The 15,175-nt window shown below is 52.3% G+C and carries 14 protein-coding genes and 1 pseudogene; 11 read left to right on the forward strand and 4 right to left on the reverse strand.

Going from position 1 to position 15,175, the window contains the following annotated elements:
* Nucleotides 1-113 precede the first annotated feature (113 nt).
* Nucleotides 114-302 (forward strand): annotated as a pseudogene (locus FYJ24_RS06310) (transposase); the annotation flags it as partial.
* Between the two features lie 252 nt (nt 303-554).
* Here FYJ24_RS06310 and FYJ24_RS06315 read toward each other — a convergent pair.
* Nucleotides 555-1,289 carry an ABC transporter permease gene (locus FYJ24_RS06315; RefSeq protein ID WP_154544694.1) on the reverse strand — a complete coding sequence of 245 codons (735 nt, stop codon included), beginning with the start codon at nt 1,287-1,289 and terminating at the stop codon, nt 555-557.
* Complete coding sequence (locus tag FYJ24_RS06320; protein WP_154544696.1) at nt 1,286-2,200, reverse strand: ABC transporter ATP-binding protein; 915 nt, start codon at nt 2,198-2,200, stop codon at nt 1,286-1,288. Before FYJ24_RS06320 ends, FYJ24_RS06315 begins: the two co-directional genes overlap by 4 nt.
* Nucleotides 2,201-2,264: 64 nt before the next feature.
* On the opposite strand from FYJ24_RS06320, the gene FYJ24_RS06325 reads away from it, so the two are divergent.
* From FYJ24_RS06325 to FYJ24_RS06355, 7 genes are all read left to right on the forward strand, one after another.
* Complete coding sequence (locus FYJ24_RS06325; protein ID WP_206192553.1) at nt 2,265-2,993, forward strand: TetR/AcrR family transcriptional regulator; 729 nt, start codon at nt 2,265-2,267, stop codon at nt 2,991-2,993.
* A 111-nt stretch (nt 2,994-3,104) separates the two neighbouring features.
* On the forward strand, nt 3,105-5,336 hold the full coding sequence (locus FYJ24_RS06330) for a transglycosylase domain-containing protein (RefSeq protein WP_154544698.1): 2,232 nt from the start codon (nt 3,105-3,107) through the stop codon (nt 5,334-5,336).
* Nucleotides 5,337-5,479: 143 nt separating this feature from the next.
* A complete protein-coding gene (locus FYJ24_RS06335) occupies nt 5,480-6,031 on the forward strand; it encodes a 2-oxoacid:acceptor oxidoreductase family protein (RefSeq protein WP_154544700.1) in 552 nt (183 codons plus the stop codon).
* Nucleotides 6,024-7,289, forward strand: coding sequence for a pyruvate ferredoxin oxidoreductase (gene porA / locus FYJ24_RS06340; protein WP_154544702.1), 1,266 nt, complete (start codon nt 6,024-6,026; stop codon nt 7,287-7,289). The genes FYJ24_RS06335 and porA overlap by 8 nt, the downstream gene beginning before the upstream one ends.
* A gap of 5 nt (nt 7,290-7,294) precedes the next feature.
* Nucleotides 7,295-8,515, forward strand: a complete 1,221-nt coding sequence (locus tag FYJ24_RS06345) for a thiamine pyrophosphate-dependent enzyme (RefSeq protein ID WP_154544704.1) — start codon at nt 7,295-7,297, stop codon at nt 8,513-8,515.
* On the forward strand, nt 8,512-10,152 hold the full coding sequence (locus FYJ24_RS06350) for an NAD(P)-binding protein (RefSeq protein ID WP_154544706.1): 1,641 nt from the start codon (nt 8,512-8,514) through the stop codon (nt 10,150-10,152). Before FYJ24_RS06345 ends, FYJ24_RS06350 begins: the two co-directional genes overlap by 4 nt.
* A 125-nt stretch (nt 10,153-10,277) precedes the next feature.
* A complete protein-coding gene (locus FYJ24_RS06355) occupies nt 10,278-11,435 on the forward strand; it encodes an MFS transporter (RefSeq protein ID WP_154544708.1) in 1,158 nt (385 codons plus the stop codon).
* Here the strand turns inward: FYJ24_RS06355 and FYJ24_RS06360 are convergent.
* Together FYJ24_RS06360 and FYJ24_RS06365 are read right to left on the reverse strand one after the other, a co-directional pair.
* On the reverse strand, nt 11,432-11,641 hold the full coding sequence (locus FYJ24_RS06360; RefSeq protein ID WP_154544710.1) for a hypothetical protein: 210 nt from the start codon (nt 11,639-11,641) through the stop codon (nt 11,432-11,434). The genes FYJ24_RS06355 and FYJ24_RS06360 overlap by 4 nt on opposite strands.
* A gap of 1 nt (nt 11,642) precedes the next feature.
* On the reverse strand, nt 11,643-11,801 hold the full coding sequence (locus FYJ24_RS06365; protein WP_154544712.1) for a hypothetical protein: 159 nt from the start codon (nt 11,799-11,801) through the stop codon (nt 11,643-11,645).
* Nucleotides 11,802-11,837: 36 nt separating this feature from the next.
* On the opposite strand from FYJ24_RS06365, the gene FYJ24_RS06370 reads away from it, so the two are divergent.
* From FYJ24_RS06370 to FYJ24_RS06380, 3 genes are all read left to right on the forward strand, one after another.
* Nucleotides 11,838-12,494 (forward strand): HAD-IA family hydrolase, encoded by a 657-nt coding sequence (locus FYJ24_RS06370; RefSeq protein WP_154544713.1) that lies wholly within the window; start codon nt 11,838-11,840, stop codon nt 12,492-12,494.
* A gap of 128 nt (nt 12,495-12,622) precedes the next feature.
* Nucleotides 12,623-14,017 carry a magnesium transporter gene (gene mgtE, locus FYJ24_RS06375; RefSeq protein WP_154544715.1) on the forward strand — a complete coding sequence of 465 codons (1,395 nt, stop codon included), beginning with the start codon at nt 12,623-12,625 and terminating at the stop codon, nt 14,015-14,017.
* Nucleotides 14,018-14,124: 107 nt separating this feature from the next.
* Nucleotides 14,125-15,153, forward strand: a complete 1,029-nt coding sequence (locus FYJ24_RS06380) for a LacI family DNA-binding transcriptional regulator (protein ID WP_206192554.1) — start codon at nt 14,125-14,127, stop codon at nt 15,151-15,153.
* Nucleotides 15,154-15,175 lie beyond the last annotated feature (22 nt).

Raw genomic sequence — 15,175 nt, forward strand, 5'->3', positions numbered from 1 at the left:
ACGAGGAGCTAAAGGCAGCCAGCTAACAAAAGCATCTCGTGCCCATCCGGTGGCACCCGGCCCTGGGCAGTATCTAGCACGCCCAAAAACACGCCACCAAAAAACAGAGGTTGACAGCGGGAGTCTGCATCATCCACCTGATCCGCAACACCTTCAAGTTCGCGTCGCGGAAGTACTGGGACCAGATCGCCCGCGACCTGCGGCCCGTCTACACAGCTCCGACCGAGGCCGCCGCGAGGGCGAGGTTCGAGGAGTTCGCGGAGAAATGGTGCACGATGTATCCGGCGATCCGGCAGCTGTGGGTTGAACGGACATAGCGACACCTGACGCCGACATGGATGCAACCAATGCAATTGCCATGACTGCGACAGGTGTGCGATTCACTGCTATGCCCATCTCCAAAACTGAGTATTTGTGCGAAAGTTCTTCTGCGCACACGAGTGCAGTCCTTGAAGACCTAGACGGTGTGCCATAGGCAAGCATAGTGAGAGTCACTCACATTGTCTCTAGGAGATGTGCTACATATCGCGAAAAGGTGCCGATCGAGAGGAGGCCTATTTGCGTTTCGTTAGCACTATAGCCGCTGAGCATACGGAGATTAGACACCATACGGTCAAGACGATCAGTGATCGCGTGGGGGTCTCAAATGTCCGTGAAGCAAGGCCACCTCGGACAACCTGAGCCATGGGTTCGAAGGGCAGCCATTCGTGTGCAGACTGAAGCCAACCCGGCATCCGCTCCGCTGGGAAAGAAACAGGCGAAAAGAGTAAAATCACGAAAACTAGCAACTGGCTGATGAGCATTGCCACCATAGGGGGCAGAAGCGTGGCCAGTCCATATCCAACGCTAGCGGCCGTGAGAGATACTGCCAATAGTCCCAATACCAACCATGGTGCTGGAGAGAGGGTCAGATCGTACTTCCAGACACCCACCAAGACAGCCAAGATCAATCCGGGCAACGCAATCAAAGTCCACATCACAAGGTCAGCTATGAGGAAGACAATCCGTGGCACAGGCAAGGTATGCAGCCAGTCAAGGCTCCCTTCTCGTTTTCCTTCAGCTACCATTTGAGGCGTCATCACTAAACCTACTGTGACAAGTGTGATTGTAGGCGCGCCCGTAGACAGGAAAAGCGCTGCTTCTGGTGTCAATTCCCCCGTGAGGAATCCAAAACCGACAATTGTTCCTACAGCCAACAGTCCCTGAACAATGATAAGTAGTGGGAGGTGATCGATTCCACGACGTAGCTGCCATTGAATCATCAAACCAGTTTGTCGTAGTGCTGTCATGCGTGCGCCTCTTTTCTGTCGACTAGCGCAATGTAGATGTCTTCTAAAGATGTGGGGGTGAGTGAGAAACGTTCGCAGTGGGTTGAGGCCCACTCTGTAATGAAAGCAACCTCGTCGATATCTATATACCCGGTAGTTTCACGAGCGTCTTGAGAGACAACGTGGATACTGTCCGGTATCTTCGAGGTGCAATTGTCTAGCTTCAAGGTGAGTCTGTTACGAGTGGGTGCTGCTAACGAAGCTGGTGTTCCCTCAGCGATGACGCGGCCCTCGTCAAGAATAATGAGATTGTCAACGATATGTTCAGCCTCCATGACGTTGTGGGTGACTAGGAGGACCGCTGTACCCGATTCTTTGAGGACCCGAATTTGCTGCCACAGTAGACGGCGTCGAACAGGATCTACGTCATTTGTAGGCTCGTCCAAAATAACAAGTTTTCCCGGTGCAACTGCTGCCATAGCAAAAGCCGTTAGCCGTGCAACTCCACCGGAGATTTTTTGGGCTGGTTTATTTGACCATTCGTCTAGGTCGAGGGCATTAAGTAGACGTCCTGCCCGCTCAGCAGCGTGGTTCTTAGATAATCCACGTATTCTCCCTACAAGCTCGATGGCTTTACGGGGGGTAAGCCCAGTAATGGGTACGTTCGACTGTGCCTGCACTGAGACTAGACGCCGCGCTGCCGCGGGGTGGGAGACAGCGTCCACTCCTGCGACCGTGATAGTACCCGAATCAGGTTTGAGTATTCCAACAATTTGATTGACAAGGGTTGTCTTACCCGCACCATTATGTCCCAAAACACCAAGAATCTCCCCGGCTCCGACACCGAAACTGACGTCATCAGTTGCATGTGTACCGCGTTTACCACGATAGGTCTTATTGAGGCCACTCACCTCGAGTACTGTATCGAACATACTGATAAGTATGCCCGATACTGTTCAGTATGCAAACTTCGATTTTCCGCGGTATAGTCAAACCATGGCGACCGACTCATCAGGCGTAGCAGCTGCACTCAAAGCTCTTATGGCAGCCACTGCTGATCTATCGAAAGCTGTGACTAAAGATGTGGGTGCCGATGTTGCAGAGCAAGTTGCTTCAGCTTTGCAATCAGCTACCGATTCTATGCAGGCGGCTTCTCGTAAAGCGGGGCGAAATCCTAAAGCAGACACGAGGGCAGAAATCTTGGAAGCAGCGGCCGCGCTCTTTACTGAAAAGGGCTTTGATGCTGCGTCCCTTGATGAAATTGCAAAAAAGGCTGGGAGAACTAAAGGAGCTATTTACGCGCATTTTGAGTCAAAAGACGATCTGATGATGGCTCTTATTCGTGAGATGACTGATCCCAATACCTGTGATCAACAGACGCTTGATGTAGTTGAAGCTTATCGCGATGGAACACTGGCTGAGTATATGGATGAGGCGGTGTGCGAGGCAGATCCTGGTGTCCTTTTGTCTATGGAGATCCTTGCCTATGCATTGAGACGACCTGAGCGCCGCGAGGAGGTAGCGCAGGTCTTTATTCGGCATCGAGACGCACTCAAAGCAGTAATCGCCAAAGAAATCCCCGGTGCCCACCAGGAAGCAGTATTGGCGTTTGCAACCATTGTTAATATGGGTAGTTTATATGCGGGCTTAAGCCCTGAACTTGCCGACGGTGCAGCGATAGCGGAACTTCTAGGCAACGCGGTTGGAGGGAAGACTCACCATTAAAATGCGCGCCGCATAACGTGAGATTGCCATAAACGTGACCAGTTCCCCATGGAACGATAAGAATTCTCCACTACGCTAGGGCCGTACTGTGTAATAGACGTTAGGACGTTTGTGGCTGATACAAACAAGCCGGAATGGAAGTCGGTGGCTGGGGCAAAACCACCAACACGCCGATCTTTGCGTGAAACAGACGCGTCTTCTACAGCAAATGCAGGAGGCTCCTCCAAGTCGGGCGGTAAGAAAGGGAAGAAAAGGACTAGTTGGCCAAAGCGCATTGCTTTGTGGCTGTTTGTTCTATTCCTGACTCTTATCGTGGCGGGGTGCGCGGCTTTCCTGATTCTCTATGCGCGGACCAAAGTGCCGGCACCTGACGAATTCGCGTTAGCGCAGGCATCAACTGTCTATTACAACGACGGGCAAACTGAGTTGGGGACATTTGCCGAGGTGGACCGTACGATTATCGATACGTCGACACTTCCAGCCTATGTGGGCAATGCCATTGTGGCATCGGAAGATCGCACTTTCTACTCGAACTCTGGCATTGACATCAAGGGCATTCTTAGAGCTCTGGTCAATAACGCCACAGGTGGTGCTCGACAAGGGGCATCCACCATTTCTCAGGGGTACGTGGAAAACTACTATTTAGGCGCGGACAAGGAAAAGTCGTATTTCCGCAAACTAGACGAAGCGATTATTGCTCTCAAGCTCAACCGCTCTCAACCCAAAGAAGAAATCTTGGGCAACTACATGAACACCATTTTCTTCGGGCGAGGTGCCTATGGGATTCAAGCGGCAGCTGAGGCCTATTTCAACAAGTCTGCCAAAGATCTGACTCTCTCCGAAGCGGCGTTGCTTGCGGGTATTTTGCCAGCTCCTTCGGCCTGGGATCCAGCCGTCGATGCCGATATGGCTGAGGAGCGTTGGCAACGAGTACTCAACCTCATGGTGGAAGATGGGTGGATTAGCCAGTCTGATGCTGATGCCGCCGTATTCCCTGAGACAATTGAGCCTGGTTCGACGACTCCTGACACCACTGGTGCTAATCCGTACCTCATGCAGCAAGTGCGGGACGAGCTGGTGAGTAAGGGAGCTCTGGACGGCGAAGAAATCGATGCCGGTGGTCTCACAATCATCACGACTCTCGATAAGAGTATGCAAGACGCAGCAATGAATGCTGTAAAGGTCATGCCAGAAGATAAGCCTGCAAATGTTCGTGTTGCCATGTCTGCTATCGACAATGCCACGGGAGAAATTCGTGCCGAATATCCTGGTGCAGATTACGAAAATAACCAGACCAATGCCGTGACGCAGGATATTGTCCAGGCTGGTTCCACATTCAAGCCCTTTGGCTTGTTAGCGTACATGGAACAAGACGGTTCAATCTATGACACATTCAATGGAAATTCTCCGATGGACGTTGATGGTACCGAAGTTGCAAATAATGATGATGCCAGTTTCGGCTATATCAACTTGATTGATGCAACTATGTACTCGGTGAATACGGTTTTTGTTGAACTAAACCAAGAAGTCACTCCCGACAAAACCCTAGACGCTCTGATCAGGGCTGGTATCCCAGAAGATACGCAAGGTCTAGAGAACAACATTCTTAATGTCCTTGGATCAGCAGCCCCCCACAACATTGATCTGGCAACCGCGTATGCAACATTCGCAAATGGTGGTGAAAGAGTATCTCCCCACATCATCCGCGAAGTAAAAAATGCGGCAGGCGAAAGTATCTACACGGCGGATACGTCCAGAACCCGGGAGTTTAGTGCGGAAGTTGTCTCGGGAGCGATGCCCGGCCTGCAGGCAGTGACGTCCGAAGAAGGGACTGGCTCCAAGGTCTCTAGCTTGGGTCGGGATATGGGTGGAAAAACCGGAACGTCGGATGAACAAAAGTCTGCCCAGTTTGTGGGCTTCATTCCTCAGATCACCACGGCAGTGAGTATGTATGCGGTGGGTGAGGATGGCAGCTCTCTTCCTCTTCCCAATATTGGGGGATTGGATCAGTTCCATGGGGGTGATTGGCCGACCGACGTGTGGTTAGCATTTATGGAGCAGGCCACCGTCAATATGGAAAACCAGTCCTTTACTTGGCTGGTTCAGCCAAAACAGCCAACGAAGCCAGCGCCAGCTCCAGACACCAGTGAACAGGAAGAACTGGCCCGGCAGCAGAAAGAACTAGAAGAACAGCAGAGATTAGAACAAGAACGGCTTCAGCGAGAAGAAGAAGCTCGACGGCAGCAGGAGGAAGCAGACAGAAAGAGAGATGAAGAGGAAAACAATAAACCTCCTGTCACCGAACCTCCAATGTCTGGAAGTCTTGACAGTACCAATGATTAGGGACTTACGTCACGAGTTCGTAGTGATATAGTTTTTCTTCATCAAGAACCTTCGCTCAATGGTCGTCGCATTCATACTGATCATACCCCCTAAAGGACTTTAGTCCCCATAGGTCTTTAGGTACATGCTTCTACCGTGGTCTCATGGTAGAAATTCGAATCCATGGTCGAGGAGGACAAGGAGTCGTAACTGCCTCCGACTTGTTAGCGATGGCTGCTTTCAAGGAGGGACATTACGCCCAGGCATTCCCATCTTTCGGCTCAGAGCGCACCGGTGCCCCAGTAGTCAGCTACTGCCGGGTATCCGACGAACCTATTCGCAGTCGCGAACCCGTATTAGATCCAGATATTGTTATCGTCCAAGACCCGACACTGCTGCCGGTAATGGACGTATTTTCGGGGCTGAAACCCGGCGGAGTCGTCTTAATCAACTCTGGAAAAGACCCCTCCGAGCTAGGGGAGCTTCCCGATGCAACAGTATTGACGGTTCCTGCTTCAGAAATCGCACGTGCTCACGTAGGACGACCGCTTCCTAATGCTGCCTTGCTGGGGGCACTGGCTGCGGTCACGGGCCAGTGGAAACTGGAGTCTGTCGAAGAAGCCATCAAACACAAATGGCATGGGCGAGTCGGCAACGGAAACGCTGCAGCTGCGGCCGAAGCATACGAACGGGTGAAAGTGAGAGAACATGCGTGAACAAATTGAAGGTTCCCAAGCAGTCGCACACGCAGTAGCCGCATGTAAACCACAGGTTGTTGCGGCATATCCCATTAGCCCGCAGACCCACATCGTTGAAGAAATGTCTGCGCTAGTAAAGCGTGGCAAACTGCCTGACTGTGAATATCTCAATATGGAGTCAGAATTCGGTGCCATGTCGGCATGCATCGGGTCGTCAGCTGCTGGAGCGCGGACCTATACGGCTACCGCCTCGCAAGGATTACTCTTTATGGCTGAGGCTGTCTATAACGCGTCAGGCTTAGGTCTCCCCATTGTTATGACTGTGGCAAACCGAGCAATCGGCGCCCCAATCAACATTTGGAACGACCAGACTGACACCATGAGTCAACGTGACTCTGGATGGTTGCAGCTCTATGCAGAAGATAACCAGGAAGCAGCCGACCTGCACGTGCAGGCTTTCAGAATTGCAGAAGAGCTTTCGTTGCCCGTCATGGTGTGCATGGACGGCTTCATTCTCACTCATGCCGTGGAAGTAGTGGATGTTCCTGAAGAAGAACAGGTGAACCGTTTCCTTCCCCCCTATGAGCCGCGACAAATACTGGACCCAGACCATCCAGTATCGATTGGTGCAATGGTAGGCCCAGAAGCATTCATGGAAGTGCGCTATTTGGCGCACCATAAGCAAATGCAGGCACTGGACCTCATTCCTCAAGTACAAAAGGAATTTAAAGATGTCTTCGGACGCGATTCGGGCGGACTCATTCGTCCCTACCGGATAGAAGACGCGGACACGGTGGTGATCGCACTAGGCTCCGTTATGGGGACAATCAAGGATGTAATTGACGAGCGTCGAGCCGCTGGAGAAAAGATTGGTGCCCTAGGTATCATCAGTTTCCGTCCCTTCCCTGTCGAGGCGATAAGAGAAGCACTCAAGAACGTCAAACAGTTCATCACGATCGAAAAGGCATTCTCTGTTGGTATTGGAGGGATTGTCTCTAGCCATATCCGTTCCGCCACGCGCGGAATGCACCTACGTAATTGGGAGGTAATTGCCGGACTGGGAGGGCGTCCCATCACTAAGCGTTCATTGCATCGCCTGTTTGACCAAGCTGCGGCCGACGAACTGGAGTTCCTCACCTTCCTAGATCTTGATCGTGAGCTGGTTGATGCAGAGCTGGCTCGCGAAGAACAATCGCGACAATCGGGACCAGCCGCAGAAAACGTAGTCCGACACGCTAAAGAACGTCTTGATCACGCTTTGGCAGGAAAGGAATAGGACTCATGAGTGTTGACTTAGGAATACCTCCAGTGCGACCCACTGAAATTCCTGCACGCGAAAACGTCAAGTTCTATCAAGTGGGATCCTTCGCGGTGGGAAACCGCTTGGCTCAGATGGCAGATCGGTCCGTGCAGTCTGATCCGGACCGCTACAACTCTTTGACTTCAGGTCACCGGGCATGCCAAGGGTGCGGCGAAGCACTAGGAGCACGATATGCGTTAGACACTGCTATGGCCGCATCCGACGGTGACCTAGTCGCCGTCAATGCGACGGGGTGTTTGGAAGTGTTCTCAACGCCCTACCCCGAGTCTGCGTGGACAGTTCCATGGCTGCACTCGCTGTTTGGTAATGCGCCAGCGGTTGCGACAGGCGTTGCCGCAGCATTGCGGGCACGTGGCAAAGACACCAGGGTTGTGGCTCAGGGCGGCGATGGCGGAACCGTTGATATCGGCATGGGCTGCCTTTCTGGGATGTTCGAACGCAATGATGATGTTCTCTACATCTGTTACGACAATGAGGCCTATATGAACACCGGGGTGCAACGGTCAGGGGCAACGCCACCAGCAGCACGTACGGCCACCACACAGCCTGTAGGTCCCAAACCGGGCAACCAGTTCGGACAAGGCAAGGACATGGCTCGCATCGCGATGGCTCACGAAATACCTTACGTAGCAACAGCAACGGTAGCTGACCTGCGTGACTTGGAATACAAGGTATCGAAAGCCATGTCAATGCGGGGAGCCCGGTACATTCACGTGATGGTTCCATGCCCTCTGGGATGGGGGACCGCTTCGAATGAAACTATCAAATTGGCGCGACTTGCCACTCAATCAGGATTCTTCCCTGTGTTCGAGGCAGAAGCGGGTGAGGTTACATCGGTATCGAAGATTCGCAGGCCTGTTCCTGTAGAGGAATTCCTCAAGACGCAGCGCCGCTTCGCGCACCTCTTCAAGCCCGAAGTAGACGTGGAAACAATTGCTCGTATGCAGGCGATATGTGACCGCAACATTCGCCGTTACGGCCTGATTGATGAAGACCAGTTGGATGAGGATGTCCTAGAGCGTGTCTTAACTGCTCCGGACGATCCTGAAGGACGCTACGAGGCCCTACGGCAGGCAACCTCGGAAACTAAACGGGCTCACCTCGAAGGCGAGGCTCATGTTCCAGACGAGGCGTACTCAACAGTCATGCGTCCGGAACCGGAGATGGGAGAACAAAAATGACGATTACTGAACCGCGCCGGGATACGGAACCGTTTGCCATCACACTTGAGGTTGGTTCCTCGCTGACCAATGAAACTGGGTCATGGCGTACAGAACGCCCCATTTATGTTGATTTGCTTCCTCCCTGTAATAAGGCGTGTCCGGCCGGAGAAAATATCCAGCAGTGGTTGTACCGCGCTGAAGAAGGGGACTACGAGGGGGCGTGGCGGCAAATCATGGCGGACAACCCACTTCCCGCGGTCATGGGGCGGGTCTGCTACCACCCGTGTCAGACAGCCTGTAACCGAGGTCAAGTTGATGAGGCTGTGGGTATCAACTCTATCGAGCGCTTCCTCGGTGACAAAGCGATCGCTGAAGGATGGAAGGTCGAGGTGACAGCTCCTCCCTCGGGCAAACAAGTGTTGGTTATCGGTGCGGGACCTTCGGGGCTTTCAGCGGCCTACCATTTGCGGCGTATGGGACACAGAGTTGTGGTTCGTGATGCTGGTCCGATGGCTGGCGGAATGATGAGGTTTGGCATCCCGAAGTATCGGCTCCCTCGTGAAATTCTTGATGCTGAAATCAAACGCATTGAGGATATGGGCGTCATCTTTGAGATGAATCAAAAAGTCGAAAACATCAATGATGTTCGCGATGACTTTGACGCGGTTTTTGTTGCCGTGGGGGCTCACATCGGCAAAAGGGCACACATCCCTGCTGGTGAATCTGCGAAGATTATGGATGCAGTGTCAGTGTTGGCGGATGTGGAAACAGGCGATCAGCCACTTTTGGGCCGCCGAGTTGTGGTTTATGGCGGTGGTAATACGGCTATCGATGCGGCACGAACTGCTAAACGTATGGGTGCTGAAGAAGCTATCATCGTCTATCGCCGCACGCGCGATCGTATGCCAGCGCACGACTCAGAAGTTCAAGAAGCCGAGGAAGAAGGCATCATGATGCGGTGGCTTTCCACGGTTAAGCATGTCGATGGAGGCAGCATCCAGATTGAGAAAATGGAGCTGGATGAGTCGGGATTCCCGCAGCCAACTGGAGAGTTCGAAGAACTTGGAGCAGACTCACTGATTATGGCTCTAGGTCAGGAAGCCGATCTCAGCTTGATTGAAAATGCCGAGGGCATTGACATTGATGACGGTGTTGTCCAGGTTGATACACAAATGATGACTGGTATTCCAGGCGTCTTTGCCGGAGGTGACATGGTTCCTTCTGAACGAACCGTTACTGTGGCGGTGGGGCATGGCAAGAAGGCATCTCGCTATATTGATGCATATTTGCGAGGCGGGGAATACATCCCGGCTCCCAAGCATCCAGAAGCGGTGATATCACGCCTTAATACTTGGTACTACGCCGATGCACCCAGGCAAGTGCGGGAGCGCTTGGAGGGGCCGCGCAGGGCTTCCACCTTTGATGAAGTGGTCAAAGGGTTGGATGAGGAATCCGCGGTCTTTGAAGCCAGACGGTGTATGAGCTGTGGGAACTGCTTTGGCTGTGATAACTGCTTTGGGGTGTGCCCCGACAATGCCATTACCAAAATCAAACCCGGTGAATATGAGTTTAAATACGACTATTGCAAAGGCTGTGGAGTGTGTGCCGAGGAATGTCCATGCGGAGCCATTGATATGGTTCCCGAAGAAGTTTAACCTCCTCCGGCACATTACAGAGGTATAAATGTAAACCAAGGTCCATATATCTCACGGGGTAAGGGATTTTTCCCAGGGGTTTGGACTTATTGCTGAAGTAGGGGCATGGTCGATATTGTGAGACCATGCCCTTACTTGTATACGCAGTGCCTTTCTTGGCGTCAATTGTTTCTGGAGCACTTCTTTTTGCCTTTCCTCTCACTGTCACAGAGGCAACCCACGACACTTTTCTCTCTGGAATTGTCGTCTTAATTTCGGGAATTACTTACATCATTACGACTTTTGTCCTAATGATCACTAAACCGGCGGATCGGCTCTCTTTGATTCTGGTCTACGTTGGCCTTGGGTTGCTGGCCGCTGCAGGGCTCTTTCCCGTCCTATGGATGCCAAACTGGCAATGGGCATATATCTACACCGTGGGGCAGGGGGTGGGCTCTGCTCTGTTCCTGGTATGTTTCCAAATCGTGCTTCAAGCTGTCGCGGCTAGATATTCCATTGCCGTAGCATTTGGAAACTTCATTATGGCGTGGGCTCTGGGATACGCTGTGGGCCCATTTGTTTCAGGGCTCTTTGTGGGCGCCTCCCCATCGCTTCCTTTATGGTTCGCCACGGGCACTGCACTGGTAGCGATTGTATTGATGGTTATTGTTGAACGCATAGACTTATCTGCTCATCGGGCCGAACCCAATCCACTACCTGTGACGGCGGGAGATATTAGGTTTGGGTGGGCTCTGATATTTCTCGGAGGATTTTTTCTCACCACGTATCGAGGGATCTTTCCGGACTTTGGTAGCAGTGTAGGTTTCAGCGCTTCAACCACAGGAACGCTACTACTCATTTTATTTTTGTCTGTTTTTATTTCTGCATATGTGCTGAGGAAAATATACCCCGCTTTTCTCACAAAGCCATGGTTATTATTTCTAAATCTTCTGGCGTATATTGTTGCTTGTGCTCTCTTAGCAACGCAAACACTCACGGCGGCATATGTGGCTGTGGTGGTGCTTGGATTTGGAATTGCGATGGGCTATTTCTTTGCGGGTAGCTACGCCTTGTCAGATATTCCCAATAAAAGCCGCAATGTGAGCATCAATGAGACTGTAGTAGGAGTCGCCGCGATCGGAGGTCCTCTGGTGGGAAGTAGTGTCGCCTCCCAATACGGCTACTCGTGGTTTTTCTTAGCGTCTCTTGTTTTGAGTGCCGTTGTGTTTATTGCAGGATATATTTCCCGAGTGGTTTCTGGCCGAGGTAAAACAGCTGGCACCACGCCGGAAGTTAGCTCTTAACTATCGTCTGACGTCACGTTCTGGGGTTGAATAAAGGTGAAAGTTGATGCGTCCCCCACCACCTCTGGAAGAGCCGCGACTTCTGACACTTCTGCCAACTGCTCATTGTCCTTGTCTCCGATAGTGTCTGGCTCAGTGGGATTGACCATGATCGAGGCCATCAGTTCTTCAAGTGTCTGACTGGGTAGATTGCGGGAAATAGACATATCACTCCTCGAAGTCCTCATGCTGGGCCAGCAAAAGATCAACCCACGTAGGTACGTCTTCTTGAGAAACAAACCGGATTCTCTTGTCCTTATCGGAAAAAGTAGAGAATTCTGGGTGGTTTGCCGCTAGTGATAACCAGTCAACTTGCAATAGACGCACCTTCCTCGCGAACCCAAGCATACATAACATAGAGCCATGCAGATTCTTACCCGCGCACTTCTGTTCGATATGGATGGCACTGCCATCAACTCTAACCCTGTTGTCGAGGCCATGTGGCAGCGGTTTTGCGAACCTCGGGGCATTGACTTGAAGGAGCTTCTGAAATTTTCTCACGGACGCTTAGCCAAGGCGACTCTAGAGAAATATATGCCAGAGGCAACAGAGGAAGAGCTTCTTCACCAAGAACATGAGTTACTTCAGTGGGAGAAGACAGCGAACGAGGGGGTATCTCCTATTCCTGGAGTACCTGAGGTCTTGGCTCGTGTTGAGCAACTGGGGATCCCGTGGGCACTGGTCACTTCGGCAGTGGAGATTCTGGCGCGAACGCGGTTCCAGATCACAGGCCTACCGTGGCCCAAGGTGGCGGTAACAGCTGAAAGAGTAGAGCTAGGCAAGCCTGATCCTGCATGCTATTTGGCTGCCGCAAAAGAACTTAGAATCCCCGCGTCGCAATGCCTTGTTTTCGAGGATGCGGGTCCAGGCGTGGCTGCAGGGTTGGCCGCGGGCGCCCAAGTGGTTGTTGTAGGGCATGACTATTCAGAACCAACTCGTGGATTGCCTCGAATAGAGGACTTTCACCATGTGAGAGTGAATCCTGCCACTCGGCAGGGGTGGTTTGAAATAGACGTGTAGGCTGGAGCCGACCATAGTCATAGTGCAGAGGAGGTGGCCCTATCATGGGAAGTCATAGTACCAACCTAAATCCATGCCACCTCATGCGCCTGTGATTTAGCCGCGGGCGCCTAACAGCTAGGCCTGCTATGTTCCGGAAGACTTTTCACCCACGTTCCATCGAAGGACGTCCTTCAGTTCCTAAGACACTTGTGGAGGCGATCGATGTCTCTACTTCCAAAGCAATTAGTTTATGGCTTGCAGAAACCGGTCATGACCAGCGAGACTATGAGCTGCAGGCGCTGGAACCTGATCAAGCAGAAGCGCTGTCGTATCTCTTAACACCAGAGAGCGCGGAAGAACTGCTGGACACTGTCAGCCCGCATACCGCATGGCGGTTCTTGCAAAAACTTGATCAGGCAAGGGCCGCTGCCCTGTTGGACACCCTAGATTCTGACGATGCCGCGCGCATTATCGAACTGATGGATGAACAGGAAAAACAAGAGGTCCTTTTGGCTATGGAGCATGCGCAATCGGCTTCTGTGCGCGGCCTCTTGGCGTGGCCCGAGGATACTGCAGGTTCGCGTATGCGGCCAGACTTTCTTTATGTTCACCCCGACTCGACCGTGCAAAAGGCCGTTGAAGTTGCACGTGTCGACCCAGATGACTTGGAGCAAGGCGTATTTGTCACAGTCCTTGAAAAAGAGGGACAACGTCTAGTGGGGTGGCTTTCTCCTGCCGCTCTTGTGTTGGGCCGTCGGGACCAGCCGGTGAGCACACTTATGACTCCGGTGTCGAAAGTGAAGCAGTGGGCTTTGGGGCCGTTGGATGATCAAGAGCATGTGGCACGTAAACTGCGCGACCATGATTCTGGCGTTGTCCCGGTCATGGACGGAGATTTCCTCCTTGGTGTCCTCACCGACGACACCGTCAGTGACATCATGAACGAGGAAGCGACTGAAGATGCGGAACGTCAGGGAGGTTCCGCGCCGCTAGATATTCCTTATATGCAGGCGTCGCCGTGGTTGTTGTGGAAGAAACGTGCTCCATGGCTGTTAGTGCTCTTCGTTGCTGAAATGTACACCGGTACCGTAATGAAAGCCTTCGAAGATGAAATCGCTGCGTTGGCTTCTTTGGCATTCTTTATTCCGCTTCTTATTGGAACTGGCGGCAACGTAGGAACACAGATTACGACGACGCTTATCCGGACCATGGCCCAAGATGGCGTTCGCCTGCGGGACATAGGCCGAGTGCTGGGCAAAGAACTAGTAACAGGAATTCTCTTGGCCGGCACTCTAGCAATTGCTGGCGCTATTCGCGCTTGGACACTAGGCGTTATGTGGTACGTGATTCTGACCGTCACATTGTCACTGGCAGCAATCGTATTGTGGTCGACACTCATAGCTTCCGTCCTGCCTCTATTGTTGAAGAAAATAGGACTGGACCCAGCGGTTGTTTCAGGCCCGATGATTGCGACAATCGTCGACGGAACTGGATTGATGATTTACTTCCTCATCGCTAAAGCACTCATACCTATACTTTAAGGCCGCATTATTCTTGGTCCGGCCGGGGTTCATGCTTGCCTCATTGTCTGCGCCATGAGACGATTCAACCAACACTCAGGCATCGGGGCCAAAGATAGGTGGAGGATGTGAAGAAGAAACACGCTGCGGTGAGCATGAAAGATGTCGCCGCATTGGCCGGAGTATCTGTTGGAACTGTTTCCAACGTTCTCAATCAGCCTGACCGCGTATTAGAGTCAACGCGCCAACGCGTGGAAGACGCAATACGAAAGCTGGGATGGATTCGAAATGAGTCCGCCCGCCAACTTCGCGCGGGGAGGTCCGAGTCAGTAGGTATTGTGGTGATGGATGTTGCCAATCCCTACTTTGTTGATCTCTTATTAGCAGCCGAAGAGACGTTCTACGATCGTGGATACACGGTCAATCTGGGCAATTCCGATCAGCATCGTGAACGAGAAGCGCTACTGATGCGCCATTTCATGCGCAGTCGAGTTGATGGGGTTCTCCTAGCTCCTATTGGCAATTCAAGTGGGGTCACCGACGAACTTCTCAGAGCGGGAATTCCCGTAGTTTTGCTTGATCGTGTCAGTGGTACGGGGCTGTGCAGTGTGGGAATGGATGATATCGAAGGCGGTCGTTTGGCCGTGCACCACCTTCTTGAACAGGGACATAAGCGGATTGCTTTTGTAGGTGGGCCACTTGGCCTAGCTCAGGTTCGAGACCGCGCAAGGGGCGCCAGACTTGCGGTTGCTAATAGTGGAGCTCACTTGGATGTAGTCGAAGTCAAGACGCTTGATGTTGAAGAAGGTAGAAAGGCGGCCCAACACATAGCTCGCAGCGATCGCGGCATACGACCGACGGCAGTATTTGCGGCCAACGACTTGATTGCTATCGGGATGCTGCAAGGCTTTGTTGCAGAAGGACTGTCGGTGCCCGATGATGTTGCCATCATTGGCTACGACGACATTGATTTCGCTGCTGCAGCCGCAGTTCCTCTTTCTTCGATTAGGCAGCCCCGATATGAAATGGGTAGGTGTGCTGCTGAACTGCTACTGAAGGAAATAACTGCAGCTGAGTCGGGGGATGAACATCAACATGAGCCCGTGAGTTTTTCCCCAGAGCTTGTTGCTCGTATTTCGACTTTGAGGACCTCGTAATCAACTCGTAACTTTTTCCTAT

This window comes from Scrofimicrobium canadense, assembly GCF_009696615.1.
GTDB lineage: Bacteria > Actinomycetota > Actinomycetes > Actinomycetales > Actinomycetaceae > Scrofimicrobium > Scrofimicrobium canadense.

Coding starts and splice junctions, on each gene's coding strand:
- FYJ24_RS06315 (WP_154544694.1), bottom strand. CDS start 1,289: ATGACAGCACTACGACAAACTGGTTTGATGATTCAATGGCAGCTACGT.
- FYJ24_RS06320 (WP_154544696.1), bottom strand. CDS start 2,200: ATGTTCGATACAGTACTCGAGGTGAGTGGCCTCAATAAGACCTATCGT.
- FYJ24_RS06325 (WP_206192553.1), top strand. CDS start 2,265: ATGGCGACCGACTCATCAGGCGTAGCAGCTGCACTCAAAGCTCTTATG.
- FYJ24_RS06335 (WP_154544700.1), top strand. CDS start 5,480: ATGGTAGAAATTCGAATCCATGGTCGAGGAGGACAAGGAGTCGTAACT.
- porA (WP_154544702.1), top strand. CDS start 6,024: ATGCGTGAACAAATTGAAGGTTCCCAAGCAGTCGCACACGCAGTAGCC.
- FYJ24_RS06345 (WP_154544704.1), top strand. CDS start 7,295: ATGAGTGTTGACTTAGGAATACCTCCAGTGCGACCCACTGAAATTCCT.
- FYJ24_RS06350 (WP_154544706.1), top strand. CDS start 8,512: ATGACGATTACTGAACCGCGCCGGGATACGGAACCGTTTGCCATCACA.
- FYJ24_RS06355 (WP_154544708.1), top strand. CDS start 10,278: ATGCCCTTACTTGTATACGCAGTGCCTTTCTTGGCGTCAATTGTTTCT.
- FYJ24_RS06360 (WP_154544710.1), bottom strand. CDS start 11,641: ATGTCTATTTCCCGCAATCTACCCAGTCAGACACTTGAAGAACTGATG.
- FYJ24_RS06370 (WP_154544713.1), top strand. CDS start 11,838: ATGCAGATTCTTACCCGCGCACTTCTGTTCGATATGGATGGCACTGCC.
- mgtE (WP_154544715.1), top strand. CDS start 12,623: ATGTTCCGGAAGACTTTTCACCCACGTTCCATCGAAGGACGTCCTTCA.